The sequence below is a fragment of the Streptomyces lincolnensis genome, from assembly GCF_001685355.1.
GTDB classification, from domain to species: Bacteria; Actinomycetota; Actinomycetes; order Streptomycetales; family Streptomycetaceae; genus Streptomyces; species Streptomyces lincolnensis.
Genome location: NZ_CP016438.1, coordinates 7,063,535 through 7,087,479 on the forward strand (window position 1 = coordinate 7,063,535; position 23,945 = coordinate 7,087,479).

At 71.9% G+C, this 23,945-nt stretch carries 17 protein-coding genes; 10 read left to right on the forward strand and 7 right to left on the reverse strand.

Going from position 1 to position 23,945, the window contains the following annotated elements; all coding sequences use genetic code 11:
• Positions 1-66: 66 nt before the first annotated feature.
• The 3 genes from SLINC_RS31590 (at position 67) to SLINC_RS31600 (ending at position 3,811) form a co-directional block, all read left to right on the forward strand.
• Entirely contained in the window at positions 67-252 is a 186-nt protein-coding gene (locus SLINC_RS31590) for a hypothetical protein (RefSeq protein WP_067440181.1), read from the forward strand.
• 200 nt (positions 253-452) lie between these two features.
• Complete coding sequence (locus tag SLINC_RS31595) at positions 453-3,548, forward strand: helix-turn-helix transcriptional regulator (protein ID WP_067440184.1); 3,096 nt, start codon at positions 453-455, stop codon at positions 3,546-3,548.
• A 38-nt stretch (positions 3,549-3,586) separates the two neighbouring features.
• Complete coding sequence (locus tag SLINC_RS31600; RefSeq protein WP_067440187.1) at positions 3,587-3,811, forward strand: DUF6191 domain-containing protein; 225 nt, start codon at positions 3,587-3,589, stop codon at positions 3,809-3,811.
• 7 nt (positions 3,812-3,818) lie between these two features.
• Here the strand turns inward: SLINC_RS31600 and SLINC_RS31605 are convergent, their stop codons facing one another.
• Complete coding sequence (locus SLINC_RS31605) at positions 3,819-4,985, reverse strand: PQQ-dependent sugar dehydrogenase (protein ID WP_182449225.1); 1,167 nt, start codon at positions 4,983-4,985, stop codon at positions 3,819-3,821.
• A 665-nt stretch (positions 4,986-5,650) separates the two neighbouring features.
• Positions 5,651-6,649 carry an aldo/keto reductase gene (locus SLINC_RS31610; protein WP_067445913.1) on the reverse strand — a complete coding sequence of 333 codons (999 nt, stop codon included), beginning with the start codon at positions 6,647-6,649 and terminating at the stop codon, positions 5,651-5,653.
• Positions 6,650-6,725: 76 nt separating this feature from the next.
• Here SLINC_RS31610 and SLINC_RS31615 point away from each other — a divergent pair, with 76 nt between their 5' ends.
• From SLINC_RS31615 to serA, 6 genes are all read left to right on the forward strand, one after another.
• A complete protein-coding gene (locus tag SLINC_RS31615; protein WP_225988303.1) occupies positions 6,726-7,691 on the forward strand; it encodes a 2-hydroxyacid dehydrogenase in 966 nt (321 codons plus the stop codon).
• Positions 7,692-8,193: 502 nt separating this feature from the next.
• On the forward strand, positions 8,194-11,217 hold the full coding sequence (locus SLINC_RS31620; protein ID WP_067440195.1) for a putative bifunctional diguanylate cyclase/phosphodiesterase: 3,024 nt from the start codon (positions 8,194-8,196) through the stop codon (positions 11,215-11,217).
• A gap of 237 nt (positions 11,218-11,454) precedes the next feature.
• Complete coding sequence (locus SLINC_RS31625; RefSeq protein ID WP_067440198.1) at positions 11,455-13,311, forward strand: acetolactate synthase large subunit; 1,857 nt, start codon at positions 11,455-11,457, stop codon at positions 13,309-13,311.
• A 22-nt stretch (positions 13,312-13,333) separates the two neighbouring features.
• Positions 13,334-13,858: an acetolactate synthase small subunit gene (gene ilvN / locus SLINC_RS31630; RefSeq protein ID WP_062708926.1), complete on the forward strand. Its 525-nt coding sequence runs from the start codon at positions 13,334-13,336 to the stop codon at positions 13,856-13,858.
• A 118-nt stretch (positions 13,859-13,976) separates the two neighbouring features.
• Positions 13,977-14,978, forward strand: coding sequence for a ketol-acid reductoisomerase (gene ilvC, locus SLINC_RS31635; protein ID WP_067440206.1), 1,002 nt, complete (start codon positions 13,977-13,979; stop codon positions 14,976-14,978).
• A 234-nt stretch (positions 14,979-15,212) separates the two neighbouring features.
• Positions 15,213-16,802, forward strand: a complete 1,590-nt coding sequence (gene serA, locus SLINC_RS31640) for a phosphoglycerate dehydrogenase (protein WP_067440209.1) — start codon at positions 15,213-15,215, stop codon at positions 16,800-16,802.
• Between the two features lie 7 nt (positions 16,803-16,809).
• Here serA and SLINC_RS31645 read toward each other — a convergent pair whose 3' ends face one another.
• Complete coding sequence (locus SLINC_RS31645) at positions 16,810-18,342, reverse strand: MFS transporter (protein ID WP_067440212.1); 1,533 nt, start codon at positions 18,340-18,342, stop codon at positions 16,810-16,812.
• 102 nt (positions 18,343-18,444) lie between these two features.
• Between SLINC_RS31645 and SLINC_RS31650 the strand changes: the two genes are divergently transcribed.
• Entirely contained in the window at positions 18,445-19,023 is a 579-nt protein-coding gene (locus SLINC_RS31650) for a TetR/AcrR family transcriptional regulator (RefSeq protein ID WP_067440215.1), read from the forward strand.
• On the opposite strand, the gene SLINC_RS31655 is transcribed toward SLINC_RS31650, so the two are convergent.
• Genes SLINC_RS31655 through SLINC_RS31670 form a run of 4 tightly spaced genes read right to left on the reverse strand, consistent with a single transcriptional unit; the run spans position 19,010 to position 23,903 of the window.
• Complete coding sequence (locus SLINC_RS31655; RefSeq protein ID WP_067440218.1) at positions 19,010-19,684, reverse strand: ATP-binding cassette domain-containing protein; 675 nt, start codon at positions 19,682-19,684, stop codon at positions 19,010-19,012. The genes SLINC_RS31650 and SLINC_RS31655 overlap by 14 nt on opposite strands.
• Positions 19,671-20,639 (reverse strand): ABC transporter ATP-binding protein, encoded by a 969-nt coding sequence (locus tag SLINC_RS31660; protein ID WP_067440221.1) that lies wholly within the window; start codon positions 20,637-20,639, stop codon positions 19,671-19,673. Before SLINC_RS31660 ends, SLINC_RS31655 begins: the two co-directional genes overlap by 14 nt.
• Positions 20,629-22,386, reverse strand: coding sequence for an ABC transporter permease subunit (locus tag SLINC_RS31665; protein ID WP_375141501.1), 1,758 nt, complete (start codon positions 22,384-22,386; stop codon positions 20,629-20,631). Before SLINC_RS31665 ends, SLINC_RS31660 begins: the two co-directional genes overlap by 11 nt.
• Positions 22,387-22,406: 20 nt before the next feature.
• A complete protein-coding gene (locus tag SLINC_RS31670; protein ID WP_067440227.1) occupies positions 22,407-23,903 on the reverse strand; it encodes an ABC transporter substrate-binding protein in 1,497 nt (498 codons plus the stop codon).
• Positions 23,904-23,945 lie beyond the last annotated feature (42 nt).

A 23,945-nucleotide genomic window follows, 5' to 3' on the forward strand; every position in this document is an offset into this window, starting at 1 on the left:
GGGAGACGAAGGTGGAGACATCGCAGAAAGCGAAGTCCGAAACCGACCTCTCCCAAGGGACACACCATGTACGAGTACGAACTCCAGCAGCTTCGTTCCGCGGAGCTCATCCGCCAGGCCGACGCCGAACGGCTGGCCCGCGAGGTAGTCCGCGGCCGCCGCGCCGCCCGCCGCGCAACCGTCACACGCGCCGCGGAGGGTGAGGTGCATACCGGCCGCCGACGCAGGCACTGGTTCGCCCGCGCCGCGTGAACACAGAGGCGCGGCCGGACGGCCGTGCGCAGGTCCCCGTCCACCGGGCCGCGACGGCCGATTCCCCCACTCAGGCCGCGACGGCCGCCCCGACCGAGGCGGCCGTCGCGGTCGTTCCCGCCGGTAAGACCCCTGGCGGAGGCGGTGATACCGGTTCTGCCACGGGGAAAACCGGTGCCGCGCTGTCGGACCCGCGTGCGATGCTCGGGCTCGTGGAGACCCGGTCCGTCAGTCCCGTGTTCGTCGGTCGCGCCGACGAGTTGGACACCTTGCACGACGCGCTCGCCCGTGCCGCCGCGGGCGAGCCGCAGGCAGTGCTGCTCGGCGGCGAGGCAGGCGTCGGCAAGACCCGCCTCGTCGAGGAGTTCGCCACCGCCGCGTGCCGCACGGGCGCCGTCGTCGCGCTCGGCGGCTGCGTCGAGATCGGCGCCGACGGGCTGCCGTTCGCCCCTTTCTCCACCGCGCTGCGCGCCCTGCGCCGCGAACTGCCGGACGACCTGGCCGCCGCCGCGGCCGGCCAGGAGGAGGAACTCGCCCGGCTGCTGCCCGAACTCGGCGACACGGCGACCGCCCGAGGCCCGCGACAACACGACGAGGAGGGCATGGCCCGCCTCTTCGAACTCACCGCACGCCTCCTGGAGCGCGTCGCCGCCGACCGCACGGTCGTCGTCGCCCTGGAGGATTTGCACTGGGCCGACGCCTCCACCCGCCATCTCCTCGCCTACCTCTTCCGCACGCTGCGCACCGGCCGCCTGGTCGTCCTCGCCACCTACCGCGCCGACGACATCCACCGCCGCCATCCACTGCGCCCGCTGCTCGCCGAACTCGACCGGCTGCGCACGGTCCGCCGGATCGAACTCCGCCGCTTCAACCGCGCCGAGGTGGGCATCCAGATGGCCGGCATCCTCGCCGCCGAGCCCGACCAGGACCAGGTCGACGACATCTTCGAACGCTCCGACGGCAACGCCTTCTTCGTCGAGGAACTCGCCGTCGCCGTCACCGAGGGCTGCTGCACGGGCCTCACCGACTCCCTGCGCGACCTGCTCCTGGTCCGTGTCGAAGGGCTGCCCGAGAGCGCCCAGCGGGTCGCCCGGATCGTCGCCGAGGGCGGCTCCACCGTCGAGTACCGGCTGCTCGCCGCCGTCGCCCGGCTCGCCGAGGACGACCTCATCGAGGCACTGCGGGCCGCGGTGAACGCCAACATCCTGATCGCCGCGCCCGGCGGCGACGGCTACCGCTTCCGCCACTCCCTGGTCCGCGAGGCCGTCAGCGACGACCTGCTGCCCGGCGAACGCTCCCGCCTCAACCGCCGCTACGCCGAAGCCCTGGAGGCCGACCCCACGCTCGTCCCCGCCGACGAACGCGTGACGCGCCTGGCCAGCTACTGGTACCACGCCCACGACGTCGCCAAGGCGCTGCCCGCCGTCCTCGACGCCTCCGCCACCGCCCGCCGCCGGCACGCCTACTCCGAACAACTGCGGCTCCTGGAACGCGCGATGGAGCTGTGGGACACCGCCCCTCAGGAGATACGGGACCGGCTGCGCCCCGTCGACTACACCGAGGTCTACCCGCCCTGCGGCTGCGACCCGGGGACCACCCCGCTGCGCTACCTCGACCTGATGGCCGAGGCCGCCGTCGCCGGACGGCTGTGCGGGGAGCGCGAACGCGCCCTGAAGATCACCAAGCGGGCCCTGCGGCTGCTGGAGGACGACGGCGATCCCCTGCGCGCCGCCTGGTTCTGGGTCCAGCGCTCCCGGCTGGTCCAGGCCCAGTCCCGCGGCGACGGCTGGCAGGAACTGGCCACCGCCCAGGACCTGGTGCGCGGACTCCCGCCGTCCGAGGTGCACGCCGAGGTCCTCTCCACCGTCGCCGGCTGGGCGATGCTGCACGAACCCGGCCCGGACGCCTTCTCCGCCGCCGAGCGCGCGGTGGAGTACGCCCGCATGGTCGGCGCCCGCGAGATGGAGCTGAACGCCCGCCTCACCGTCGGCTGTCTCATGGTCGACGCGGGCGACACCGAGGCCGGGCTGAGCGAGCTGTACGAGGTCAAGGACCGGGCCGTCGCCGAGGGCATGCGCTACGTGGCGAGCCGGGCGCATGTGAACCTCCCCTCGGAACTGGAGGCCGTCGGCCGCTCCCGGGAGGCGATCCCCCTCCTCCAGGAGGGCCTCGCCTACGCCCGCAAGTACGGACTGCTGGACTCCGAGGCCTACATGTGGGGCAACCTCTCCGACTCGCTGTACTCACTGGGCCGTTGGCCCGAGGCCGCCGAGGCCGCGGAGAGCGCCCTCAGGGTGGGACACAGCGCCAAGCCCCAGGGCTCCGGCGCACTGCGCCTGGCGCATCTGGCCCTCGGCCGCGGCGACGTGACCACGGCCGCAGCCCAACTGGCCACCGCCCGGACCTACTACGGCACTCACGATCCGATGCCGCAGCAGGCGCTGCCGCTCGCCCGCATCGTCATCGGAGTGGCCGCGGCGGAGGGCCGCCTCCTGGACGCCCGCGCCGAACTGGACCGCGTCCTCGACGCCGGCTTCCAGCCCGGCACCCAGCGCTACGGCTGGTCGATGCTGCTGGCCGCCGCCGTCGCCGAGGCAGACGCCCGCGAGCTGCCCGCCGTACCCGCCGTCGAGGCGGGCCGGGCCGACGTCCTGGACCGCATCCTCGCCACCGTCAAGAAACTCACCACCGGCGCACCCGTCTGGCTCGCCTTCGAGCAGTGGGTCCGCGCCGAGGTCCGGCACGCCGAGGGCCAGGACGACCCCGAGCCCTGGTCGGAGGTGGTCACCGCCTTCGAGACCCTGGACCGGCCCTACGACCTCGCCCGCGTCCGGTACCGGCTGGCCCAGGCCCTGCTGACCGGGGGCGGGGAGCCCGAGCGGGCCCGCGCCACGGAACTGCTCCGCCTCGTCCACGCCGTCGCCGAGCACCTCGGAGCCCGCCCCCTCGCCGAATCCGCCACCCGGCTGGCCCAGCGCGCCCGGCTCTCCCTGAACGGCACCCGGAGCCTGCCCGGAGCCCGGGGCCGCGCCCGGGCGGGCAACGGCGCCGCCGAGGACCCGGCCCGGTCCCTCGGCCTCACCGGCCGGGAGCAGGATGTCCTGCGCCTGGTCTCCGCCGGCCGCACCAACCGCCAGATCGCCGAGGAACTCTTCATCTCCCCGAAGACGGCCAGCGTCCACGTCTCCAACATCCTGGCCAAGCTCGGTGTCTCCGGACGAGGAGAGGCGGCGGCGGTGGCGCACCGGCTGGGGCTGTTCCCCGCCGAATCGCTCACCGCGCGGACCGCGACGTGAGGTTTACGCTGTAAAGGACTTCGGCCGAGGGAGACCCCGTGTTCAACGCCTTCGAGGAACTGTTCTCTCCGGGACGCAAGCACACCACCGACGAGCAGAACCGTCTGGAGCTCACACGCGAGGACGTGGGGGACGGCGACCCCGGACGCGGACCGATAGATCTCACGTCCGGAGTGGTCGTCGTACGCCCGCCGAAGGCGGAGGACGAGGACGAGGGCGAGGGCGAAGACGAGGACTTCGAGGAGGCCTCCCTCAAGGAGTGAGGCCGGCCTAGCTGACCTGTATCTCCAGGATCCGGTCGTCGCCCTCCTTCGGGTCGCCCCGCCCGTCCGTGTTGCTGGTGACCAGCCACAGCTTGTCGCCGCCTGCCGATACCACTGTGCGCAGGCGGCCGTACTCGTCCTCCAGGAAGGCCTGCGGGTCGGCCGCGGCCTCCGTGCCCTTGAGGGGGATGCGCCACAGGCGCTTGCCCTTCAGACCCGCCATCCAGATCGAGCCCTCGGCCTGGGCTATGCCGCTGGGGGAGGCGTCGTCGGTGCCCCACTGGGCCAGCGGGTTGTGGTACTTGGAGTCGCTCGACCTGCCCTCCGCCTCCGGCCAGCCGTAGTTGTCGCCCGGCTTGATCGCGTTCAGCTCGTCCCAGGTGTCCTGGCCGAACTCCGCGGCGAACAGGCGCTGTTGGGAGTCCCAGGCCAGGCCCTGCACATTGCGGTGACCGTAGGAGTACACGGTGGAGTCGGGGAACGGGTTGCCCGGAGCCGGCTCGCCCTCCGGGGTCATCCGCAGGATCTTGCCGCCCAGGGACTTGGTGTCCTGGGACAGACCGGTGTCACCGCTCTCGCCCGTGCCCGCGTACAGCATCTTGTCCGGGCCGAAGGCGATCCGTCCGCCGTTGTGGATGTAGCCCTTGGGGATGCCCCTGAACACCGTGTCCGGGGCGCCCAGCTGCTCGCCTGTCGGCTTCTGCTCGTCGTAGAGCATCCGGACGATGCGGTTGTCCCCGGCCGAGGTGAAGTACGCGTAGACCATGTGGTCCGAGGCGTAGTCCGGGGACAGGGCGAGGCCCATGAGGCCGCCCTCGCCCGCCGGGGAGACCCCCGGTACCTCGCCCAGTACGGTCTTCTTCCCCGACTGCCCGTCGATCCGCGTGATCGTCCGCTCGTCACGCGAGGAGACCAGCAGATCGCCCTCCGGCAGCGGGGCCAGGCCCCAGGGGGTGTTCAGGCCCTCGGCGACAGTGCGGAGCACCTTGACCGAGCCCTTTGCCGGGGGCCCCTGATCCGCCGCCCGGGACGGCGAGGACCCCGGCGCAGTGCTCCCGGGTGTCGTGCTCCCACTGTCGGTCGGTGCTCCACCGCCTCCGCCGTCGGAGGAGCAGCCGGCCGTCAGCACGAGCGCGGCAGCGGCCAGTACGGCCGACACAGCTCGACGTTGCACGATCTTGGTCCCTTCGACGGGGCGGTCCAGCAGCAGGTCCTACTTGTCATACACCGCTCGCACCTCACAGGTTCCCGATCACGAGAACCCGATGCGGAACCTGCCGCGACGGCGGAGGCACTCGCGGGGCAGGCACTCGTGGCGTGGCGCCCGCGGGGCCGCTATCTCCGGCGGCCGCTCGCGAGGCCGGCGCCCGCGGTACGGCCTCGGCGGAGGCACTCGGGGCGGGGCGCTCGCGGAGTAGGTGCCCGCGGAGCAGCCGTCCCGCGGGCAGGTGACCCGGGTGGAAGCACCCGCAGCGCGGGATCGGCAGACGAACCCGCAGGACAGGGTGCCCGGAACCGCCTCGGCGGAGGTACCCGTAGCGGAGGCCACCGGCGGCGGGGTGCCCGTGGGGCAGACACCCATGGTGAAGGCACTCGCGGGGCAGGTTTTCTCGGCGGAAGCGCCCACAGAGCATGCCTCGGCAGACGAACCCGCGGCGCAGCCCCCGGGGTACCGCCCCGTCGGAGGCCACTCGCGGCTGGGCGCCCGCAGCCGGTCGCCCCTGGCGGAGACCCGCGGGGCAGGTGCCCGCAGCACAAGCCTCCCCCGCAGACGTACTCCCAGCCCAGGCACCCCCAGACCTCAGCCCAGCCACCCCCGTCCCAGCCACCCCCACACCCTTACTCCCACGACCCCTGCGCCCCAGGCAGCTCCGTCAGCTCCGACAGGTCGCGGGTGGTCAGTCGCAGGGTGGTTGAGCGGGTGTTCTCCGTCACCCAGTGTTCGTGCTTGGTGCCGGGGACCGGGATCACGTGGGGTCCCTGGGCCAGGATCCAGGCCAGGGCCACCTGGGCCGGGGTGACGTGCTCGCCGTGTCGTCGGGCCACGCGGCGCAGGCCGACGACGATCGGCTGGTTCGCGGCCATCATCTCCGCGGTGAAGCGGGGGTGGCGGGCCCGCACGTCGTCCGGTTCGAAGCCCTGGCCCGGGGTGAGGGTTCCGGTCAGGAAGCCGTTGCCCAGGGGCATCGCGGCCAGAAAGCCTATGCCCCGCTCCGCGCACCAGGGCAGCAGCGTCTCCCCGGCCTCCGGCGACCACACCGACAGCTCCGCCTGCACCGCGCTCACCGGGAAGACCTGCTGCACCCGCCGCAACTGCCGGATCGTCGCGTCGTACAGCCCGGCACCGGACCGACGACCGCCCCGGGCACCCATCGCGCAGTACCCCAACGCCCGTACCTTTCCGGCCTGTACGAGCTCCGCCATCGCGCCCCAGGTCTCCTCGACGGGCACCTCGGGGTCCGCCCGGTGCAGCTGGTAGAGGTCGATCACGTCCGTCTGGAGGCGCCGGAGCGAGGCGTCGCACGCCCGTTTCACGTACCCGGGACGGCCGTTGGCCACGATGTGCTGCTCGCCCACCAGCAGACCGACCTTGGTCGACACGAAGGCGTCCTGGCGGCGTTCCTTCAACGCCCGCCCGATCAGCAGCTCGTTGGTGAACGGGCCGTACATGTCGGCCGTGTCCAGGAGCGTCGAGCCGAGGTCAAGCGCCCGGTGCACCGCCCTGAGCGACTCCTCGCCGCGCTGCCGCGAACCGGTGTACGCCCAGCTCATCGGCATGCATCCGAGTCCGACGGCCCCCACCGCGAGCGCCGCCGCGCCGATCGTCCTGCGCTCCACCTGCTCGTGACCCTCCCTGTCCTGGTCCCCCAACCTAACCTCTGCGGTCCGCGGCGCCTGACATAGCCTCCTGACCATGACTGCTCCCGTTGTGTGGCTCCCCATCCCGCCGGAAGAGATCCCAGGGCTCCCCGAGGGCCCCGACTACCTGTTCTGGAACGGCGGTGAGGACTTCCCCGCGGACCCGGCCGACTGCGCCTTCTACGTCGTCCCCTACATGAAGCCCCTCGACGTCGTCCTGCGGCCGATGCCCCACCTCGGCTCCGTGCAGGTCGTGCAGACCCTGTCGGCCGGCGTCGACAACGTGACGCCGGGCCTGAAGGACCTGCCCGCGGGCGTACGGCTGTGCAACGCGCGCGGGGTGCACGAGGCGAGCACCGCCGAGCTCGCGCTCACCCTCATCCTCGCCTCGCTGCGGGGCGTCCCGGGCTTCGTCCGCGCCCAGGACAAGGGGGAGTGGGGCGGCGGCTTCCATCCGGCGCTCGCCGACAAGAACGTGCTCGTCGTGGGCTACGGGTCGATCGGAGCGGCGATCGAGGACCGGCTCGTTCCGTTCGAGGTCGCGCGGGTGGCGCGCGTCGCGCGCTCCGCGCGCACCACGGCGCGCGGTCCGGTGCATCCGCTCACCGAACTCCCCTCCCTGCTCCCCGAGGCGGACGTCGTCGTCCTGTCCACGCCCCTCACCGAGACCACCCGCCACCTGGTGAACGCCGAGTTCCTGGCCCGCATGAAGGACGGCGCGCTGCTGGTCAACGTCGCCCGCGGCCCGGTCGTCGACACCAAGGCGCTGCTCGCCGAGCTGGAGAGCGGCCGCCTCACCGCCGCCCTCGACGTCACCGACCCCGAACCGCTGCCCCCGGACCACCCCCTGTGGCAGGCGCCCGGAGTCCTCATCAGCCCGCACGTCGGGGGGCCCACATCGGCCTTCCTGCCGCGCGCCAAGCGCCTCCTGATCGACCAGTTGAGCCGTTTCGTGAACCGGGAGCCGCTGGGCAACGTGATCCTTACGACAGGACCGACCAACGGCGCAACCAGCGCGTGACGCCCGCAGGTTGAGCTCCGGGGCGCACGACCGCGCTCCGGGCGCGACCGGCACAGAGTCCGTTTCCGGTACCCTCCGCAACCTTCCGGACGCGGTCCGTGCCCGCATCTCCGCTGGTCGTCACGGAGCGTAGAGGAACTATGTCCCTGAGTGACGAGACTGGTGTATCGTCCCGACAGGGGCTGCGCCGCGTACCTTTCGGCGCCGGGGATGGACATTTCAGACTGTGAGGGGGGCGACGGGCGATGCACGGCCTATGGACGAACGATCCGACGCGGCGGGGCCGCCGACGGCGACCCTGGCACACGGCGGCGCGCAGACGCGGCCACCACGCCAACCACCCGAGCCAGCACGGCAGTCACGCCGGTCACGCCGGCCACCACAGCCTTCATCATCACAGTCACCACAGCAATCACCGCAGGCACAGCGGCCGCAGGAGGCATGCGCACCCAGCGCACCGGGACCCGAGGGACCCCGGAGCGGCGCGGACCGGGAGGGCCCGGTGAGTTCGCCGTCGCCTTCCACGACCACCCTCGCCTCGGTGCCGCGGGCCAAGCCCGCGCCGGGGGCGCCGCGGACGCGCCCTCCGGCCATGGGCCTCGGATCGAGCCTGGTCCACCAACTCACCCTGGCCCTGGTGTGCGCGGGATACGCCGTCGGTTCCGCGCTCGGCTGGGGCTCCCGCGAAGTCGCCCTGATCATGGGCGACTTCGGACTGAGCGCCGCGGCGGGCACCGCCGCCGTGTCCTGCTTCCTGTACGCCCGCGGCCGCCGGATCCGCTTTCGGCCCGCCTGGCTGCTCTTCGCGCTCTCCTCGACGATGGCGGCCGCCGGCAACCTCGTCTGGGGGTGGTACGAAGTCGTCCTCGGGCGGACCGTGCCCAGCCCCAGCTACGCCGACCTGTTCTTCCTGTGCTTCGCCCCGCCCGCGATCGTCGGACTGCTGGTCCTCGCCAAGCGGCCGGTGACGAAGGCGGGCTGGGTCTGCCTGGGCCTGGACGCCTGGCTGATCGGCGGCTCGCTGCTGACGCTCTCCTGGAGCCTCGCCCTGGCCCAGGCCGCCAAGGTCGACTCCCACGGGGGAGTGAGCGTCTCGCACACCGCGCTCTCGCTCGCCTACCCGCTGCTCGACATCGCCCTGGTCAGCATGGTGCTCGCGCTGCACTTCAGGCGCTCGGCGGTGAACCGCACCGCGGTCAACACCGCGATCGGGGCGCTCGCGCTGACCGTGATGTGCGACGCCCTGTTCACCTCACCGCTGCTGCACAACAACTACCGCTCCGGCCAACTGCTCGACGCGGGCTGGTTCGCCGGGTCGCTGCTGCTCGCCTACGCCCCCTGGGCCACCCCGCGCCACGGCACGGAGGCCGAGCGACGGCTCGGCGCCGGACACACGCGCGTGGTGCGCGAACACCTGCCCGGACAGCGCACCGGCCATCACCCGCACCCGCACCCGCACCAGCAGCCGCAGGGAGGTGATCACAGCCGGTATCCGGGCGCCCGGCCCATCGCCGGCTCCCTGGCCGCGCTCACGCCCTACCTGGCCGCCGCCGTCTGCACCCTGGGGATCCTCTACAACGTCCTCAACGGCCGCAGCGTCGACCGCGTGGTGCTCTTCACCGGCGGCACCGTGGTCCTCGCCCTCGTCGTGCGCCAGGGCATCATGCTCCTCGACAACATCACCCTCACCCAGGAACTGGCGCAGAAGGAGAACCACTTCCGCTCCCTGGTGCAGGGCTCCAGCGACGTGATCATGATCGCCGCACCCAACGGCATCCTCCGCTATGTCTCCCCGGCCGCCGCCGGCGTCTACGGCCGCCCCGCGGAGGAACTCGTCGGCACCGAACTGGCCGGTCTCATCCACCCGGAGGATCTGGGCTGCGTGGTGCACGAGGTGCGCCGTTTCCTCGCTGCCAGCCCCCTCGAAGAACCCACCACGCGCATCGAGTGCCGTTTCCGGTCCGGCGACGGCGGCTGGCTCAACGTCGAGTCCACCGTCAACCGCCACCAGGGCGGCCTGATCTTCAACAGCCGGGACGTGACCGAGCGGGTGCGCCTCCAGGCGCAGCTCCAGCACAACGCCGAGCACGACCCGCTGACCGACCTGCCCAACCGCGCCCTGTTCACCCGGCGCGTCCAGCAGGCCCTGTCCGGCCGTCGCGCCTCCGACCGCGCCGCCCTGCGGGGCACGGCCGTGCTCTTCATCGACCTCGACGGCTTCAAGGCCGTCAACGACACGATCGGGCACCAGGCCGGGGACGAGCTGCTCGTCCAGGCCGCCCGCAGACTCCAGGACGCCGTCCGTCAGGGGGACACCGCCTCCCGGCTCGGCGGCGACGAGTTCGCGGCCCTGATCGCCGGCGACGGCACCCGGGACCGCAGCGCCCGCGAGCGCCACATCCTGGAACTCGCCGACCGGCTCAGGGCCACGCTCTCGCAGCCCTACCTCATCGACGGCAACGATGTCCGGGTCAACGCCTCCATCGGCGTCGCCTTCGCCGAGGCGGGCCTCGGCGCGGGCGAGCTGCTGCGCAACGCCGACCTCGCCATGTACCGAGCCAAGGCGGGCGGCAAGGGCCGCGTCGAGCTGTACGCCCCGCAGATGCAGCAGGACGTCGTACGCAAGGCGGAGCTGGCCACGCGACTGCGGGCCGCTCTGCACGACGGCGAGTTCACGCTTCTGCACCAGCCGGTGGTCCGGCTGGAGGACGGCCGGATCACGTCGGTCGCCGCGCAGGCGCGCTGGCGCTCCTCCCAGGGGGTGCTGTTCACGCCCGCCGAGTTCCTGCGGGTGGCCGAGGACAGCGACAAGACGCAGGAACTGGGCCGCTGGATACTGGAGGAGGCCGTCGAACAGGCCGCCGAGCGGGCCGCGACGGGCCTGTCCGTGCCCGTGGCGGTCCGGATGAGCGCCCGCCGGCTGCTGGACCGCTCGATGCCGCTCGGCTCCGTCGAGGCGCTGCTGACCCGGCACGGGCTGCCGTCGGGATCCCTGGTCATAGAGCTGTCCGACCTCGACCCCCGCACCTCCCTGGACGAGCTGGAGCGCCGTCTGGGCGCGCTGCGCAGACTCGGTGTCCGGATCGCCCTGGACGGCTTCGGGAGCGGGTACGCGGCCATCACGGCGCTGCGCAGACTCCCCGCCGACGTACTGAAGCTCGACCGCGGTCTGGTCGAGGGCGTCGTCGAGTCCGCGCGGCTGCACAAGATCACCAGCGGGCTGCTGCGGATCGCCGGTGACCTCGGCCTGAAGTCCGTCGCCGACGGCGTGGACCTGCCGGAGCAGGTCGTGGCCCTGCGCGCGATGGGCTGCACACACGGCCAGGGGATGGCGTTCTCCGGCCCGCTGGACGAGTACCGGCTGCGCCGGGCACTCGGATCCGGCCATTATCCGGTGCCGCACGGCCCGGTGGAGCCCGCGTTCGCGGGTGGGGGTTCCGGGGTGTACACAGGGGGTGTCGCGGCCATTCTCGGCGGTGGCAGCACCCTGCGCTCACATAATGAGACTCCCGTCCCACCCACTTGACAGTGAGTGCGTGCCGGGGGGAGGGTCAGTGCCATGCGCACTCGAATTCTCGTACTTGGACAGCGCGTCGGCTGAAGCTGGTGACGTCCGGACAGACCCGGAACTCCCAGCGACCCCACCCGGCGCGCTCCCCTCGCTTGCCTTTCGGCACGAGGGGTTTTTTGTTGCACAGACGCCATTCGTGCAGCAGCCGAACACCGCACAAACCTCGCAAAAACCCTCAGCATCGAGAAGAGAATGACGATGACCGAGCAGGCCACCGGGGCCCATCACCCGCAGCCGCGGCCCCGATCCGGAGGACACCAGTCCGCCCCCGAGCACGTCACGGGTGCGCAGTCCCTCATCCGCTCTCTCGAGGAGGTCGGCGCCGACACGGTATTCGGCATTCCCGGTGGTGCGATCCTTCCGGCGTACGACCCGCTGATGGACTCGACCCGCGTGCGGCACGTCCTGGTCCGTCACGAGCAGGGCGCGGGCCACGCGGCCACCGGTTACGCGCAGGCCACCGGCAAGGTCGGGGTCTGCATGGCGACGAGCGGCCCCGGTGCCACCAACCTGGTGACCCCCATCGCGGACGCCCACATGGACTCGGTGCCGCTCGTGGCGATCACCGGCCAGGTGGCCTCCAAGGCGATCGGCACGGACGCCTTCCAGGAGGCGGACATCGTCGGCATCACCATGCCGATCACCAAGCACAACTTCCTGGTCACCAAGGCCGAGGACATCCCGCGGGTCATCGCGCAGGCCTTCCACATCGCCGCCACCGGCCGCCCCGGCCCGGTCCTGGTCGACATCGCCAAGGACGCCCTCCAGGCACGGACGACGTTCTCCTGGCCGCCGGTCATGGACCTGCCCGGCTACCGCCCGGTGACCAAGCCGCACGCCAAGCAGATCCGCGAGGCCGCCAAGCTGATCACCTCCGCGAAGCGGCCCGTCCTCTACGTCGGCGGCGGCGTGATCAAGGCCCAGGCCACCGCCGAGCTGAAGGTCCTCGCCGAACTCACCGGAGCGCCCGTCACCACCACCCTGATGGCGCTCGGCGCATTCCCCGACAGCCACCCGCTGCACGTGGGAATGCCGGGCATGCACGGTGCGGTCACCGCCGTCACCGCGTTGCAGAAGGCCGACCTGATCGTCGCCCTCGGAGCCCGCTTCGACGACCGCGTCACCGGCAAGCTGGACAGCTTCGCCCCGCACGCCAAGATCGTCCACGCCGACATCGACCCGGCCGAGATCGGCAAGAACCGCGCCGCCGACGTGCCGATCGTCGGTGACGCCCGCGAGGTCATCGCGGACCTGGTCCAGGCCGTGCAGAAGGAACACAGCGAAGGTCACCAGGGTGACTACAGCGCCTGGTGGAAGGACCTCAACCGCTGGCGCGAGACGTACCCGCTGGGCTACGACCAGCCCGACAACGGCTCGCTCTCGCCGCAGCAGGTCATCGAGCGGATCGGGCAGCTCGCGCCTGAGGACACGATCTTCGCCGCGGGCGTGGGCCAGCACCAGATGTGGGCCGCGCACTACGTCCAGTACGAGAAGCCCGCGACCTGGCTGAACTCGGGCGGCGCCGGAACCATGGGCTACGCGGTCCCGGCAGCCATGGGCGCCAAGGCCGGAGCCCCGGGCCAGACGGTCTGGGCGATCGACGGCGACGGCTGCTTCCAGATGACCAACCAGGAGCTCACCACCTGCGCCCTGAACAACATCCCGATCAAGGTCGCCATCATCAACAACGGCGCCCTCGGGATGGTCCGCCAGTGGCAGACCCTCTTCTACAACCAGCGCTACTCCAACACCGTGCTGCACTCCGGCCCCGAGGCCGACGGCAAGCAGCCCAGCTCCGGCACCCGCGTCCCCGACTTCGTGAAGCTGTCGGAGGCCATGGGCTGCTACGCGATCCGCTGCGAGGACCCGGCCGACCTCGACAAGGTCATCGAAGAGGCGAACTCCATCAACGACCGCCCGGTCGTCGTCGACTTCATCGTCCACGAGGACGCGATGGTGTGGCCGATGGTCGCCGCCGGCACCTCCAACGACGAGATCATGGCCGCCCGGGACGTCCGCCCCGACTTCGGCGACAACGAAGACGACTGAGCGAGAGAGACGTAAAAAGACCATGTCCAAGCACACGCTCTCCGTCCTGGTGGAGAACACCCCGGGCATCCTGGCCCGGATCGCCGCCCTCTTCTCCCGTCGCGGCTTCAACATCGACTCCCTCGCCGTCGGGGTCACCGAGCACCCCGACATCTCCCGCATCACCATCGTCGTGGGCGTCGAGGACCTGCCGCTGGAGCAGGTCACCAAGCAGCTCAACAAGCTCGTCAACGTGCTGAAGATCGTCGAGCTGGAACCCGGCTCGGCCGTGCAGCGCGAACTCGTTCTGGTGAAGGTGCGCGCCGACAACGAGACGCGCTCCCAGATCGTCGAGATCGTCCAGCTGTTCCGCGCCAAGACCGTCGACGTCTCCCCGGAGGCCGTGACGATCGAGGCCACCGGCAGCGGCGAGAAGCTGTCCGCGATGCTCAAGATGCTGGAGCCGTACGGCATCAAGGAGCTCGTCCAGTCCGGCACGATCGCGATCGGCCGTGGCGCCCGCTCGATCACGGACCGGTCGCTGCGCGCCCTCGACCGGTCGGCGTAACGACGGCTTCGGGCGGCCGGGGTCACCGGCCGCCCGTATACCGAGACCCCGAAACTTCCCTTCCGCCCTCCGTCATACGGTGGGACGCAACACCTGCACCCCAAGGAGAGAACCCAAAGTGGCCGAGCTGTTCTACGACGCCGACGCCGACCTGTCCATCATCCAGGGCCGCAAGGTCGCGGTCATCGGTTACGGCAGCCAGGGCCACGCCCACGCGCTGTCGCTCCGTGACTCGGGTGTCGACGTGCGTGTCGGTCTGCACGAGGGCTCCAAGTCCAAGGCGAAGGCCGAGGAGCAGGGCCTGCGCGTGGTGACGCCGTCGGAGGCCGCCGCCGAGGCCGACGTCATCATGATCCTGGTCCCGGACCCGATCCAGGCCCAGGTCTACGAGGAGTCCATCAAGGACAACCTCAAGGACGGCGACGCGCTGTTCTTCGGACACGGCCTGAACATCCGCTTCGACTTCATCAAGCCCCCGGCCGGCATCGACGTCTGCATGGTCGCCCCCAAGGGCCCGGGCCACCTGGTCCGCCGTCAGTACGAGGAGGGCCGCGGCGTTCCGTGTATCGCGGCCGTCGAGCAGGACGCGACCGGCAGCGCCTTCGAGCTGGCTCTCTCGTACGCGAAGGGCATCGGCGGCACCCGCGCCGGCGTCATCAAGACGACCTTCACCGAGGAGACCGAGACCGACCTGTTCGGTGAGCAGGTCGTCCTGTGCGGTGGTACGGCCGCGCTGGTCAAGGCCGGTTTCGAGACGCTGACCGAGGCCGGCTACCAGCCGGAGATCGCGTACTTCGAGTGCCTGCACGAGCTGAAGCTGATCGTGGACCTCATGTACGAGGGCGGCCTGGACAAGATGCGCTGGTCGGTCTCCGAGACCGCCGAGTGGGGCGACTACGTCACCGGCCCGCGGATCATCACGGACGCCACCAAGGCCGAGATGAAGAAGGTCCTCGCCGAGATCCAGGACGGCACCTTCGCCCGCGAGTGGATGGCCGAGTACCACGGCGGTCTGAAGAAGTACAACGAGTACAAGCAGCAGGACGCCGACTCCCTGCTGGAGACCACCGGCAAGGAGCTGCGCAAGCTCATGTCGTGGGTGAACGACGAAGAGGCGTGAGCCTCGGGTGACGGGGCCGGAGCCATCAGCTCCGGCCCCGTCGTCCACCCCGCCGCATCCCGGACGGGTGATCCTTCCGTTCAGGCGCGGGAAGACCCATGAAGCGCCACTACACTGCCGTACTACATACGCGTCAGGCCCACAGCGTCGTGCGTCTTCCACGCGGCCAGTACCCTCCACCGCCTGCGGCCGTCGGGACGGCCGTCCGCACGCATTGGACTTGTGAGGACTCACGTGAGCTCGAAACCTGTCGTACTCATCGCTGAAGAGCTGTCGCCCGCGACCGTGGACGCGCTCGGCCCCGACTTCGAGATCCGCCACTGCAACGGCGCCGACCGGGCGGAGCTGCTCCCGGCCATCGCCGACGTGGACGCGATCCTGATCCGTTCGGCGACCAAGGTCGACGCCGAGGCGGTCGCCGCCGCGAACAAGCTGAAGGTCGTCGCGCGAGCCGGCGTCGGCCTGGACAACGTCGACGTCTCCGCCGCCACCAAGGCCGGCGTGATGGTCGTCAACGCCCCCACGTCGAACATCGTGACCGCCGCCGAACTGGCCTGCGGTCTGCTGCTGGCCACCGCGCGCCACATCCCGCAGGCCAACACCGCCCTGAAGAACGGCGAGTGGAAGCGCAGCAAGTACACGGGTGTCGAGCTGGCCGAGAAGACCCTCGGCGTGGTGGGCCTCGGCCGCATCGGCGCGCTCGTCGCGCAGCGCATGTCCGCCTTCGGCATGAAGGTCGTCGCCTACGACCCCTACGTGCAGCCCGCGCGGGCCGCGCAGATGGGCGTCAAGGTGCTGTCGCTGGACGAGCTCCTCGAAGTGTCCGACTTCATCACCGTGCACCTGCCGAAGACCCCCGAGACCCTCGGTCTCATCGGTGACGAGGCGCTGCACAAGGTCAAGCCGAGTGTGCGCGTCGTCAACGCCGCGCGCGGCGGGATCGTCGACGAGGAGGCGCTGTACTCCGCCCTCAAGGAGGGCCGCGTCGCCGGTGCCGGTCTCGACGTGTACGCGAAGGAGCCCTGCACGGACTCCCCGCTCTTCGAGCTCGACCAGGTCGTCTGCACCCCGCACCTCGGTGCCTCCACCGACGAGGCGCAGGAGAAGGCCGGTATCGCCGTCGCCCGCTCGGTGCGTCTCGCCCTCGCCGGCGAGCTGGTCCCGGACGCGGTGAACGTCCAGGGCGGTGTCATCGCCGAGGACGTCAAGCCGGGTCTGCCGCTCGCCGAGCGTCTCGGCCGGATCTTCACCGCGCTCGCCGGTGAGGTCGCGGTCCGCCTCGACGTCGAGGTGTACGGCGAGATCACCCAGCACGACGTGAAGGTGCTGGAGCTCAGCGCCCTCAAGGGTGTCTTCGAGGACGTCGTCGACGAGACCGTGTCGTACGTCAACGCCCCGCTGTTCGCGCAGGAGCGCGGTGTCGAGGTGCGGCTGACGACCAGCTCGGAGTCGGCCGACCACCGCAACGTCGTCACCGTGCGGGGCACGCTCGGCAACGGCGAGGAGGTGTCGGTGTCCGGCACGCTGGCCGGTCCGAAGCACCTCCAGAAGATCGTCGCGGTCGGGGAGTACGACGTCGACCTGGCGCTCGCCGACCACATGGTCGTCCTGAAGTACGAGGACCGTCCCGGTGTCGTCGGCACGGTGGGCCGGATCTTCGGTGAGTCGGGGATCAACATCGCCGGTATGCAGGTGTCGCGGGCGATCGCCGGTGGCGAGGCTCTCGCGGTGCTGACCGTGGACGACACGGTGCCCGCCGGGGTGCTGACCGAGGTCGCCGAGGAGATCGGGGCGACCTCGGCTCGCGCCGTGAACCTGGTCTGAGACCGACTCAAACGCCGGACGGGCTGAGGGAACTCGGCTCGGCCGGCGTTTTGTCGTGCCGGCGCGTTCGGCGCAGGGCCAGGGGAGTCAGGCACGCGGCCCCGGCCAGCAGGACCGTCCCCGCGATCGCCGCCCCCTGCATCCCGTGGGTGAAGGCCTCCCGGGCCGTGGTGGCCAGGCCGGGGAACCGGTCGGCGACCGCCAGCGCACCGCCCAGCGTCTCGCGGGCCGCGTCCGGCGCCGAGGCCGGGATCTCGTGGCGGTAGACGGCCGTACCGATGGACCCGAGCAGGGCCATGCCGAGGGCGCCGCCGAACTCCGCGCCGGTCTCCATGAGGGAGGAGGCGGCGCCCGCCCGTTCCACCGGGGCCGCACTCAGCGCGAGGTCCGCGATCTGGACCGTGACGAGGGTGATTCCGGAGGCGAGGACACCGCACGCGGTCAGGACGAGCGCCATGGAGTCCGCGCCGGCGAGGGCCAGCAGGCCGTAGCCGCAGGCGCCGATCAGGAAGCCGGTGGTGACGACGTGCACGCGGCTCACGCCCCGGTGCACCAGCTGGGTCGACAGGGGCGCCGCGAGGCCGATCGGCACCGAGGGGAGCAGGGCCCACAGGGCCGCTTCCAGGGCGCTCTTGTCGAGGACCGACTGGATGTACTGGGTGGTGAAGTACGCCGAGCCCATGATCGCGAACATGGTGATCAGGTAGAGCGTGAGGGCCGGGGTGAAGCCGGGGCGGCGGAACAGGTCCGGTGAGATCATCGGCGCGGCGGTCGTGCGCTGGCGGTGGACGAAGAGCGCGGCGAAGAGCAGGCCGACGGTGATCGACACGACGTAGCGGACGTTCCAGCCCTCCGAGGGGATCTCCTTGAGGCCGTAGACCACGGGCAGTACCGCGGCCATGGACAGCGGGATGCTCGGCCAGTCGAAGCGGCCGGGGTCGGGATTCTTCGCCTCGGGGAGCAGCAGCGGGCCGAGGAGCAGCAGCAGGGCCATCGCGGGCAGGTTGACCAGGAAGACCGAACCCCACCAGAAGAACTCCACCAGCAGACCGCTCAGCACCGAGCCGAGGGCGATGCCGGCCGTCATCACGCCGGACCACAGGGCGATCGCCTTCGTCCGCTGCGCCGGGTCGGTGAACATCGTGCGGACCAGCGCCATCGTGGACGGCATCAGGGTCGCGCCGCCGATGCCGAGGACCGCGCGGGCCACGATCAGCGTCTCGGCGCTGTCGGCGTACGCCGCGGCCAGGGAGGCGGCCCCGAAGGCGGCCGCGCCGATCAGGAGCAGCCTGCGCCGGCCGATGCGGTCGCCGAGCGCGCCCATCGTCATCAGCAGGCCGGCCAGGACGAAGCCGTAGATGTCGAAGATCCACAGCAGTTGGGTGCCGGTCGGTTCCAGGTCCGCGCTGATCGCCGGGACGGCGAAGTAGAGGACCGAGACGTCCATGGAGACCAGCAGCAGCGGAAGCATCAGGACGGCGAGGGCCGTCCATTCACGGCGGCCGGCCAGGGAGGGGCCGGCAGGGGTCGGGTTCGTCATGACGGTGACTATACGAGCGTCTTAAACGCTTGTCTATGACGCTTGTCTATGACGCTTGTCTGTGACGACTGTGTAAGTCGGCCGTATAGATAGAGTGGCCGTATGGGACACCGTGAGGATCTGCTCGAAGGCGCCAAGCGCTGCCTGCTGGCGAAGGGTTTTGTCCGGACCACAGCGCGAGACATCGTCAAGGAGTCGGGGACGAATCTGGCGTCGATCGGCTATCACTACGGCTCGAAGGACGCGCTGCTGGCGCAGGCCTACGTCGAGATGGTGGAGGGCATGTCCGACGCCTTCGAGGGCGGCGGCGAGATCCGGGGGGAGCCCGGGTCGATCGAGCGGTTCGCCGAGGTGTGGTCGAACATCATCGGGACCATGCGGGACCCGGGTTCGCTGTGGCGGCTCAGCCTGGAGATCGTCGTCATGGGCGACCAGGTGCCCGAGGTGCGCGACCATCTGGCGCGGGCGCAGCGGGAGGGCGCGCGCGGCATCGTCACCGTCTTCCACGGCGGCCGGGAGGAGGACGTCACGGAGGACGTCGTGGACACGCTCGGCTACTTCTATCTGACTCTGATGATGGGCCTCATGGCGCAGTGGACCTTCGACCCGGCGACCGCCCCCGAGGCGGACCAGCTCGCCGAAGGGCTGCGCCGGATCGTCGAGGGGGTCAAGGGGACGTGACCCGCCCGTCCCGCATCTCGATCACCCGGTCCGCGAAGTGCCGTACGACGGACCGGTCGTGGCAGATGAACAGGTAGCCGAGGCCCAGCTCGTCCTGGAGGTCGGCGAGCAGGTTCAGCACGCCGGCCCGCACCGACGGGTCCAGGGCCGACACCGGCTCGTCGAGGACCAGCAGCCGTGGGTCGGAGGCCAACGCCCGGGCGACTCCGGCGCGTTGGCACTGGCCGCCGGAGAGCTCGTGCGGGTGACGGTCGCCGTGGGAGGGGTCGAGGCCGACGCGGGTGAGGAGTTCCGCGACCCGGGCGGGGCCGCCCTCGGGGTCCCAGCGGCCCTGGACCTTCAGGGGTTCCGCCACCGCGTCGCGGATGCGGTGGCGGGGGCTGAGGGAGCCGTAGGGATCCTGGAAGACGGGCTGCATCCGCGGGCGCAGGGGACGCAGCTCGCTCTCGGTGAGGGAGGTCAACTCCCGTCCCTCGAAGTGCACTTCACCGGCGGCGGGGCGGGGGAGCTGGAGCACCGCGAGGGCGGTGGAGGACTTGCCGCAGCCGGAGGGGCCGTTGAGCGCGAGGGTCTCGCCGGCCTCCAGGGCGAAGGAGACGCGGTCCACCGCCGTGACGTTGCCGTAGCGGACGACGAGATCGCGGACGTCAAGAAGAGGCATGCTGCTGGTCCCGGAACAACTCGACGGCGGGGTGGGGGAGTTCGGCCCAGTGGTGGCAGGCGGTCAGCCGGCCCTCGGCCGGGCGGGGCTCCGGCTCCTCGTGATGGCACTCGCCCGCCGCGAGCGGGCAGCGCGGGGCGAACGCGCAGCCCGGCGGCAGTGCCCCCGGCGCCGGCGGGGTGCCCGGGAGGGTGGGCAGGCGGCGGTTTCGCGCGTACTCGGGGAGCGAGGCCAGCAGCCCCGCCGTGTACGGGGCCAGCGGGCGGGTCAACACCTCGTCCGCCGGGCCGAGTTCGGTCAGCCGGCCGGCGTACATCACGAGCGCGCGGTCCGCGTGCTCCCGTACGACGTCCAGGTCGTGCGTGACCAGGACGAGCGCCGCGCCGACCGCCTCCCGCTGCTCCGCCAGGAGGCTCAGGACCTGGTCGCGGCGCTCCTCGTCGAGGGCGGTGGTCGGCTCGTCGGCGACGAGGACGTCCGGTTCGTTGATCGTCGCCATGGCGATGACCGCGCGCTGGCGCATACCGCCGGAGAACTCGTGCGGATACGCCCGCGCCCGGCGGGCGGCGTCCGGGATGCCGACCCTGTCCAGCGCGGCCACCGCCCGGGCCCGGGCCTCCTTGCGCGGGACGCGGGCCACCGACCGTACGGCGGCGGCGAGTTGGTCACCCACAGGGTGCACGGGGGACAGGGCGGACAGGGCGTCCTGCGGGACCAGGGCGATCCGGCGGCCGCGCTCGGCCGAGAGATCCGGCCGTACGGTTCCGGTGGCGGTCGCCCCGTGCGGGAGCATGCCGAGCAGGGCCCGGGCCGTGAGGGACTTGCCCGCGCCCGACTCGCCGACGATCGCGAGGACTTCGCGCGGGTGGATGTCGAAGGACAGTCCGCGCACGACCTCGACGCCGTCGAAGGCGATCCTGAGATCACGCACCGACAGCAGCGGTTCAGACGCCAACGGGGGCCTCCTTCACGGACGTTCGGGACCCGGTAGCGGCCTTCCGGCGCCGGACCACGGTGTCGCGGCCCTGCGCGTACGACGCCCCCGACACCGCGAGCCCCGCCAGCAGGGCCAGGGCCACCGCCGGGGCGAGGGCGGCCCAGGGGGCGCGTTCCACATAGGCGCGGGACTCGTCGAGGAGCAGGCCCCACTCCGGGGCGGGCGGCTGGGCACCCAGGCCCAGGAAGCCGAGGGAGGCCAGGGCCAGGGCGATACCGGGCAGCCGCAGCAGGGCGTGCCGGGCCACGGGGCCGGCGACCGAGGGCAGGACGTGCCGGGTGAGGATCCACGACGGCGGTGCGCCGATGGCCCGCTGGGCGGTGAGGAAGGAGGACGCCCGCACCTCCTGGACCAGCGCCGCCGCGTGCGCGGCCAGGGGCGGCCAGGAGATCAGCGCCACCGCGAAGGCCGCCCCGCCGGTGCCGGGACCGGCGGCCGCCGCGACCAGGATGCCGACGATCACCGGGGGAAGCGCGTTGGCGATGTCGGCCGCGCCCGCCGCGACGCCCGGAAGGAAGCCCAGGACCAGGGCGATCACCAGGCTGAGCAGGCAGACGGCCGCGGCCGTGCCGACCGTCGGGGCGGCGCCGTGGCCGAGCCGGGCCAGCACATCGCGGCCGAGGCCGTCGGTGCCGAGCGGATGCGACCAGGAGGGCGCCGCCAGGCGGGCCGTCGTGGTCACGGTGTACGGGTCGCGCAGCAGACCCCAGCCGATCGTCACGGCGAGGACGGCGAACAGGGCCAATGGGACCGCTGGATGGGTACGCACCGGACGGACCGGCGGCAGCGACAGCCCGGCGTCCCGCAGGGCCGGGCCGAGCAGCCGGCGCCGCAGCAGAGCCGACGCCGCGCCGGCGACCAGGCCGAGCAGCAGCAGGGCGAGGACGGATCCCTGGAGCAGCGGCAGATCCTGCGACTTCGCCGCGCCGAGGGCCGTACGCCCGATCCCGGGCACGGCGAACACCGTCTCCACGGCGACCGCGCCGCCGGTGAGACCCACGGCGGCCATGCCGAACTGCGGGACCAGGGGCGGCAGGACCCGCTTGAGGGCGGCCGCCGAGATGCTGCCCCGGCCGACTCCGGCGCCCCGCCACAGCTCCACCCACCGCTCGTCCAGCACGGCGGGCAGCGCGTCCGCGACCAGTCGGCCGAGCAGACCGCCCCCCGGGACGCCGAGCGCGAGCGCGGGCAGCACCATGTACGCGGGGCCCTGCCAGCCGGAGGTCGGCAGCAGGCCCAGCCACACCCCGCCCACCAGCAGCGCGACCGTGGCCAGGAGGAACTCGGGGACCGCCGCGAGCATCGCGCCCCACGCCCCGGCCGACCGGCGCCCCCGCACCAGCACGGGCGCGACCAGCGCGCAGGCCAGCAGCAGAGCCACCCCGAAGGCCGCGCCCATCAGGCCGAGGGACACCTGGAGCCCGGCGAGGACCGACGGCAGCACATCGGTGCCGGACACCCAGGACGCACCGAGGTCTCCGCGCACCAGGTCCGACGCCCAACTCCCCAGCAGGGACAGGGGACCCGCGTCCAGCCCGAGATCCTGTCGTACGGCGTCCAGGGCCTCCTTCGTCGGTTCCTGCTCGGCGGAACGGGCCCGCAGCACGGTCAGCGCGGGGTCCCTGCCGGAGAGCCAGGGCAGCAGGCCGACGGCGGTCAGGACGGCGAGGAGGCAGAGCAGCCGGGTGAGCCCGGCCGTGCTCACCGGCCTCCGTGTACGGAGCTTCACTTGACGTAGGTGTCCGCCGTGACCAGTTCCCGCTCGCGCGGGTCGTGGGCGGCGCCGACGACTCCGGCGGCGTCGCCCTGGATCACCCGCTCGTGGAGCATCGGTACGGCGGCGTCGGTGCCGAGCACGGCGGCCTCGGCGGCGATGATCGCCTTGCGGCGCGTCTCACCGGTCCTGGTCTCGCCGGCCTTCGTCACCGCCGCGTCCACCTTGGTGTCGGCGAGCTGGGGGATGTTGAAGGAGCCGTCGGAGGCGAAGTCGCTGTAGAGGTAGGCGGCCGGGTCGCCGGAGTCCAGGACGGTGGCCCGGGACAGGATGAACGCGTCGAACGCGCCCGCCAGCATGTCGGCTTCGATGTTGGCGTACTCACGGATGTCCAGCTTCACCTTGAACCCGGCCTTCTGCAGCTGCTGCTGGAGCGTGGCGGCGACCTCGGGCAGTTCGGCGCGGTCGGTGAAGGTGCCGATGGTCACCGTCTCGCCGTCGGCTTTGCCGGCCTTGGCCCGCTGGACCGGTGTGCGCAGCTCGGCCGCCCACGGCAGCGCGGGGCCGAGCAGCCCCTGGGCGACATCCGCCCGCCCCTCGTACACGCCCTCCACGATCGACTTCGCGTCGATCGCCTCACGGGCGGCGGCGCGCAGCGAGGCGTCCTTGAAGGCGCCCTTGCCGGTGTTCAGGTAGAGCGTGTTGGTGCGGGGCATCGGGACCTCGGTGATCAGGTCCTCGTCGAGCAGCGCGGCCTGCGACACCGGCACGGCCTCGACGATGTCCGCCTCACCGCTGCGGAGCGCGGCGGCGCGCGCGGTGCCGTCGGGCACGAACCTCACGTCGATCCCCGGGGCCTTGGCCTTGCCGCCCCAGTAGCCGTCGTAGCGGTCGAGGCTCGCGGACGAGGTGCCGTTGACCTTGGTCAGCTCGAACGGGCCGGTGCCCGCGTCGAGCGGGTTCACCGACTTCCCCCGGTACGCCTTCGCCGCGAGGATCGACAGCTGCGGCGAGCTGAGCCGCTGCGGGACGAGGGGGTCCTCGGCGGCGGTCGTGACGGTGACCGTGTCCGCGTCCACGGCCTTCGTGGTCACCTCGACACCGTCGAGGATGCGGGGCTTGGGGGCCGCGCCGGCCGCTCTGGTCAGGGAGCGCACGACGGCCTGGGCGTCCAGCTTCGTGCCGTCGTGGAAGGTGACACCGTCGCGTATCTCGAAGGTCCAGGTGCGGCCGGACTGCCGCCACTTGGTGGCCAGCGCCGGTACGGCGTTCCCGTCGGCGTCCAGCTTCACCAGCGTCTCCGCCGTCGACCAGCGCGACAGCTTGAACGCGTCGTCCGTGAGCGGAGACAGCCCGGAGCGTGGGGGCTGCATCATCGCGAGACGTACGCGCTCGCCGTCGCCCTGGTCACCCGTGGCCGACTCCGCTCCGGCGAAGCAGCCGGTGAGCAGTGCGGAGGTGGCGGCGAGGGCCGTGGCGGGAAGCAGACTGCGGGTGGACAGGCGCACGGGGCCCTCCGGGTAAAGGGGCGGTCAAGGGGCGGTGCGCTG

Excerpts from the sequence above, each read along its gene's own strand:
- SLINC_RS31645 (WP_067440212.1), bottom strand. The coding sequence starts at position 18,342 with ATGACGAACCCGACCCCTGCCGGCCCCTCCCTGGCCGGCCGCCGTGAA.
- SLINC_RS31590 (WP_067440181.1), top strand. The coding sequence starts at position 67 with ATGTACGAGTACGAACTCCAGCAGCTTCGTTCCGCGGAGCTCATCCGC.
- SLINC_RS31595 (WP_067440184.1), top strand. The coding sequence starts at position 453 with ATGCTCGGGCTCGTGGAGACCCGGTCCGTCAGTCCCGTGTTCGTCGGT.
- ilvN (WP_062708926.1), top strand. The coding sequence starts at position 13,334 with ATGTCCAAGCACACGCTCTCCGTCCTGGTGGAGAACACCCCGGGCATC.
- SLINC_RS31615 (WP_225988303.1), top strand. The coding sequence starts at position 6,726 with ATGACTGCTCCCGTTGTGTGGCTCCCCATCCCGCCGGAAGAGATCCCA.
- SLINC_RS31650 (WP_067440215.1), top strand. The coding sequence starts at position 18,445 with ATGGGACACCGTGAGGATCTGCTCGAAGGCGCCAAGCGCTGCCTGCTG.
- SLINC_RS31655 (WP_067440218.1), bottom strand. The coding sequence starts at position 19,684 with ATGCCTCTTCTTGACGTCCGCGATCTCGTCGTCCGCTACGGCAACGTC.
- SLINC_RS31625 (WP_067440198.1), top strand. The coding sequence starts at position 11,455 with ATGACGATGACCGAGCAGGCCACCGGGGCCCATCACCCGCAGCCGCGG.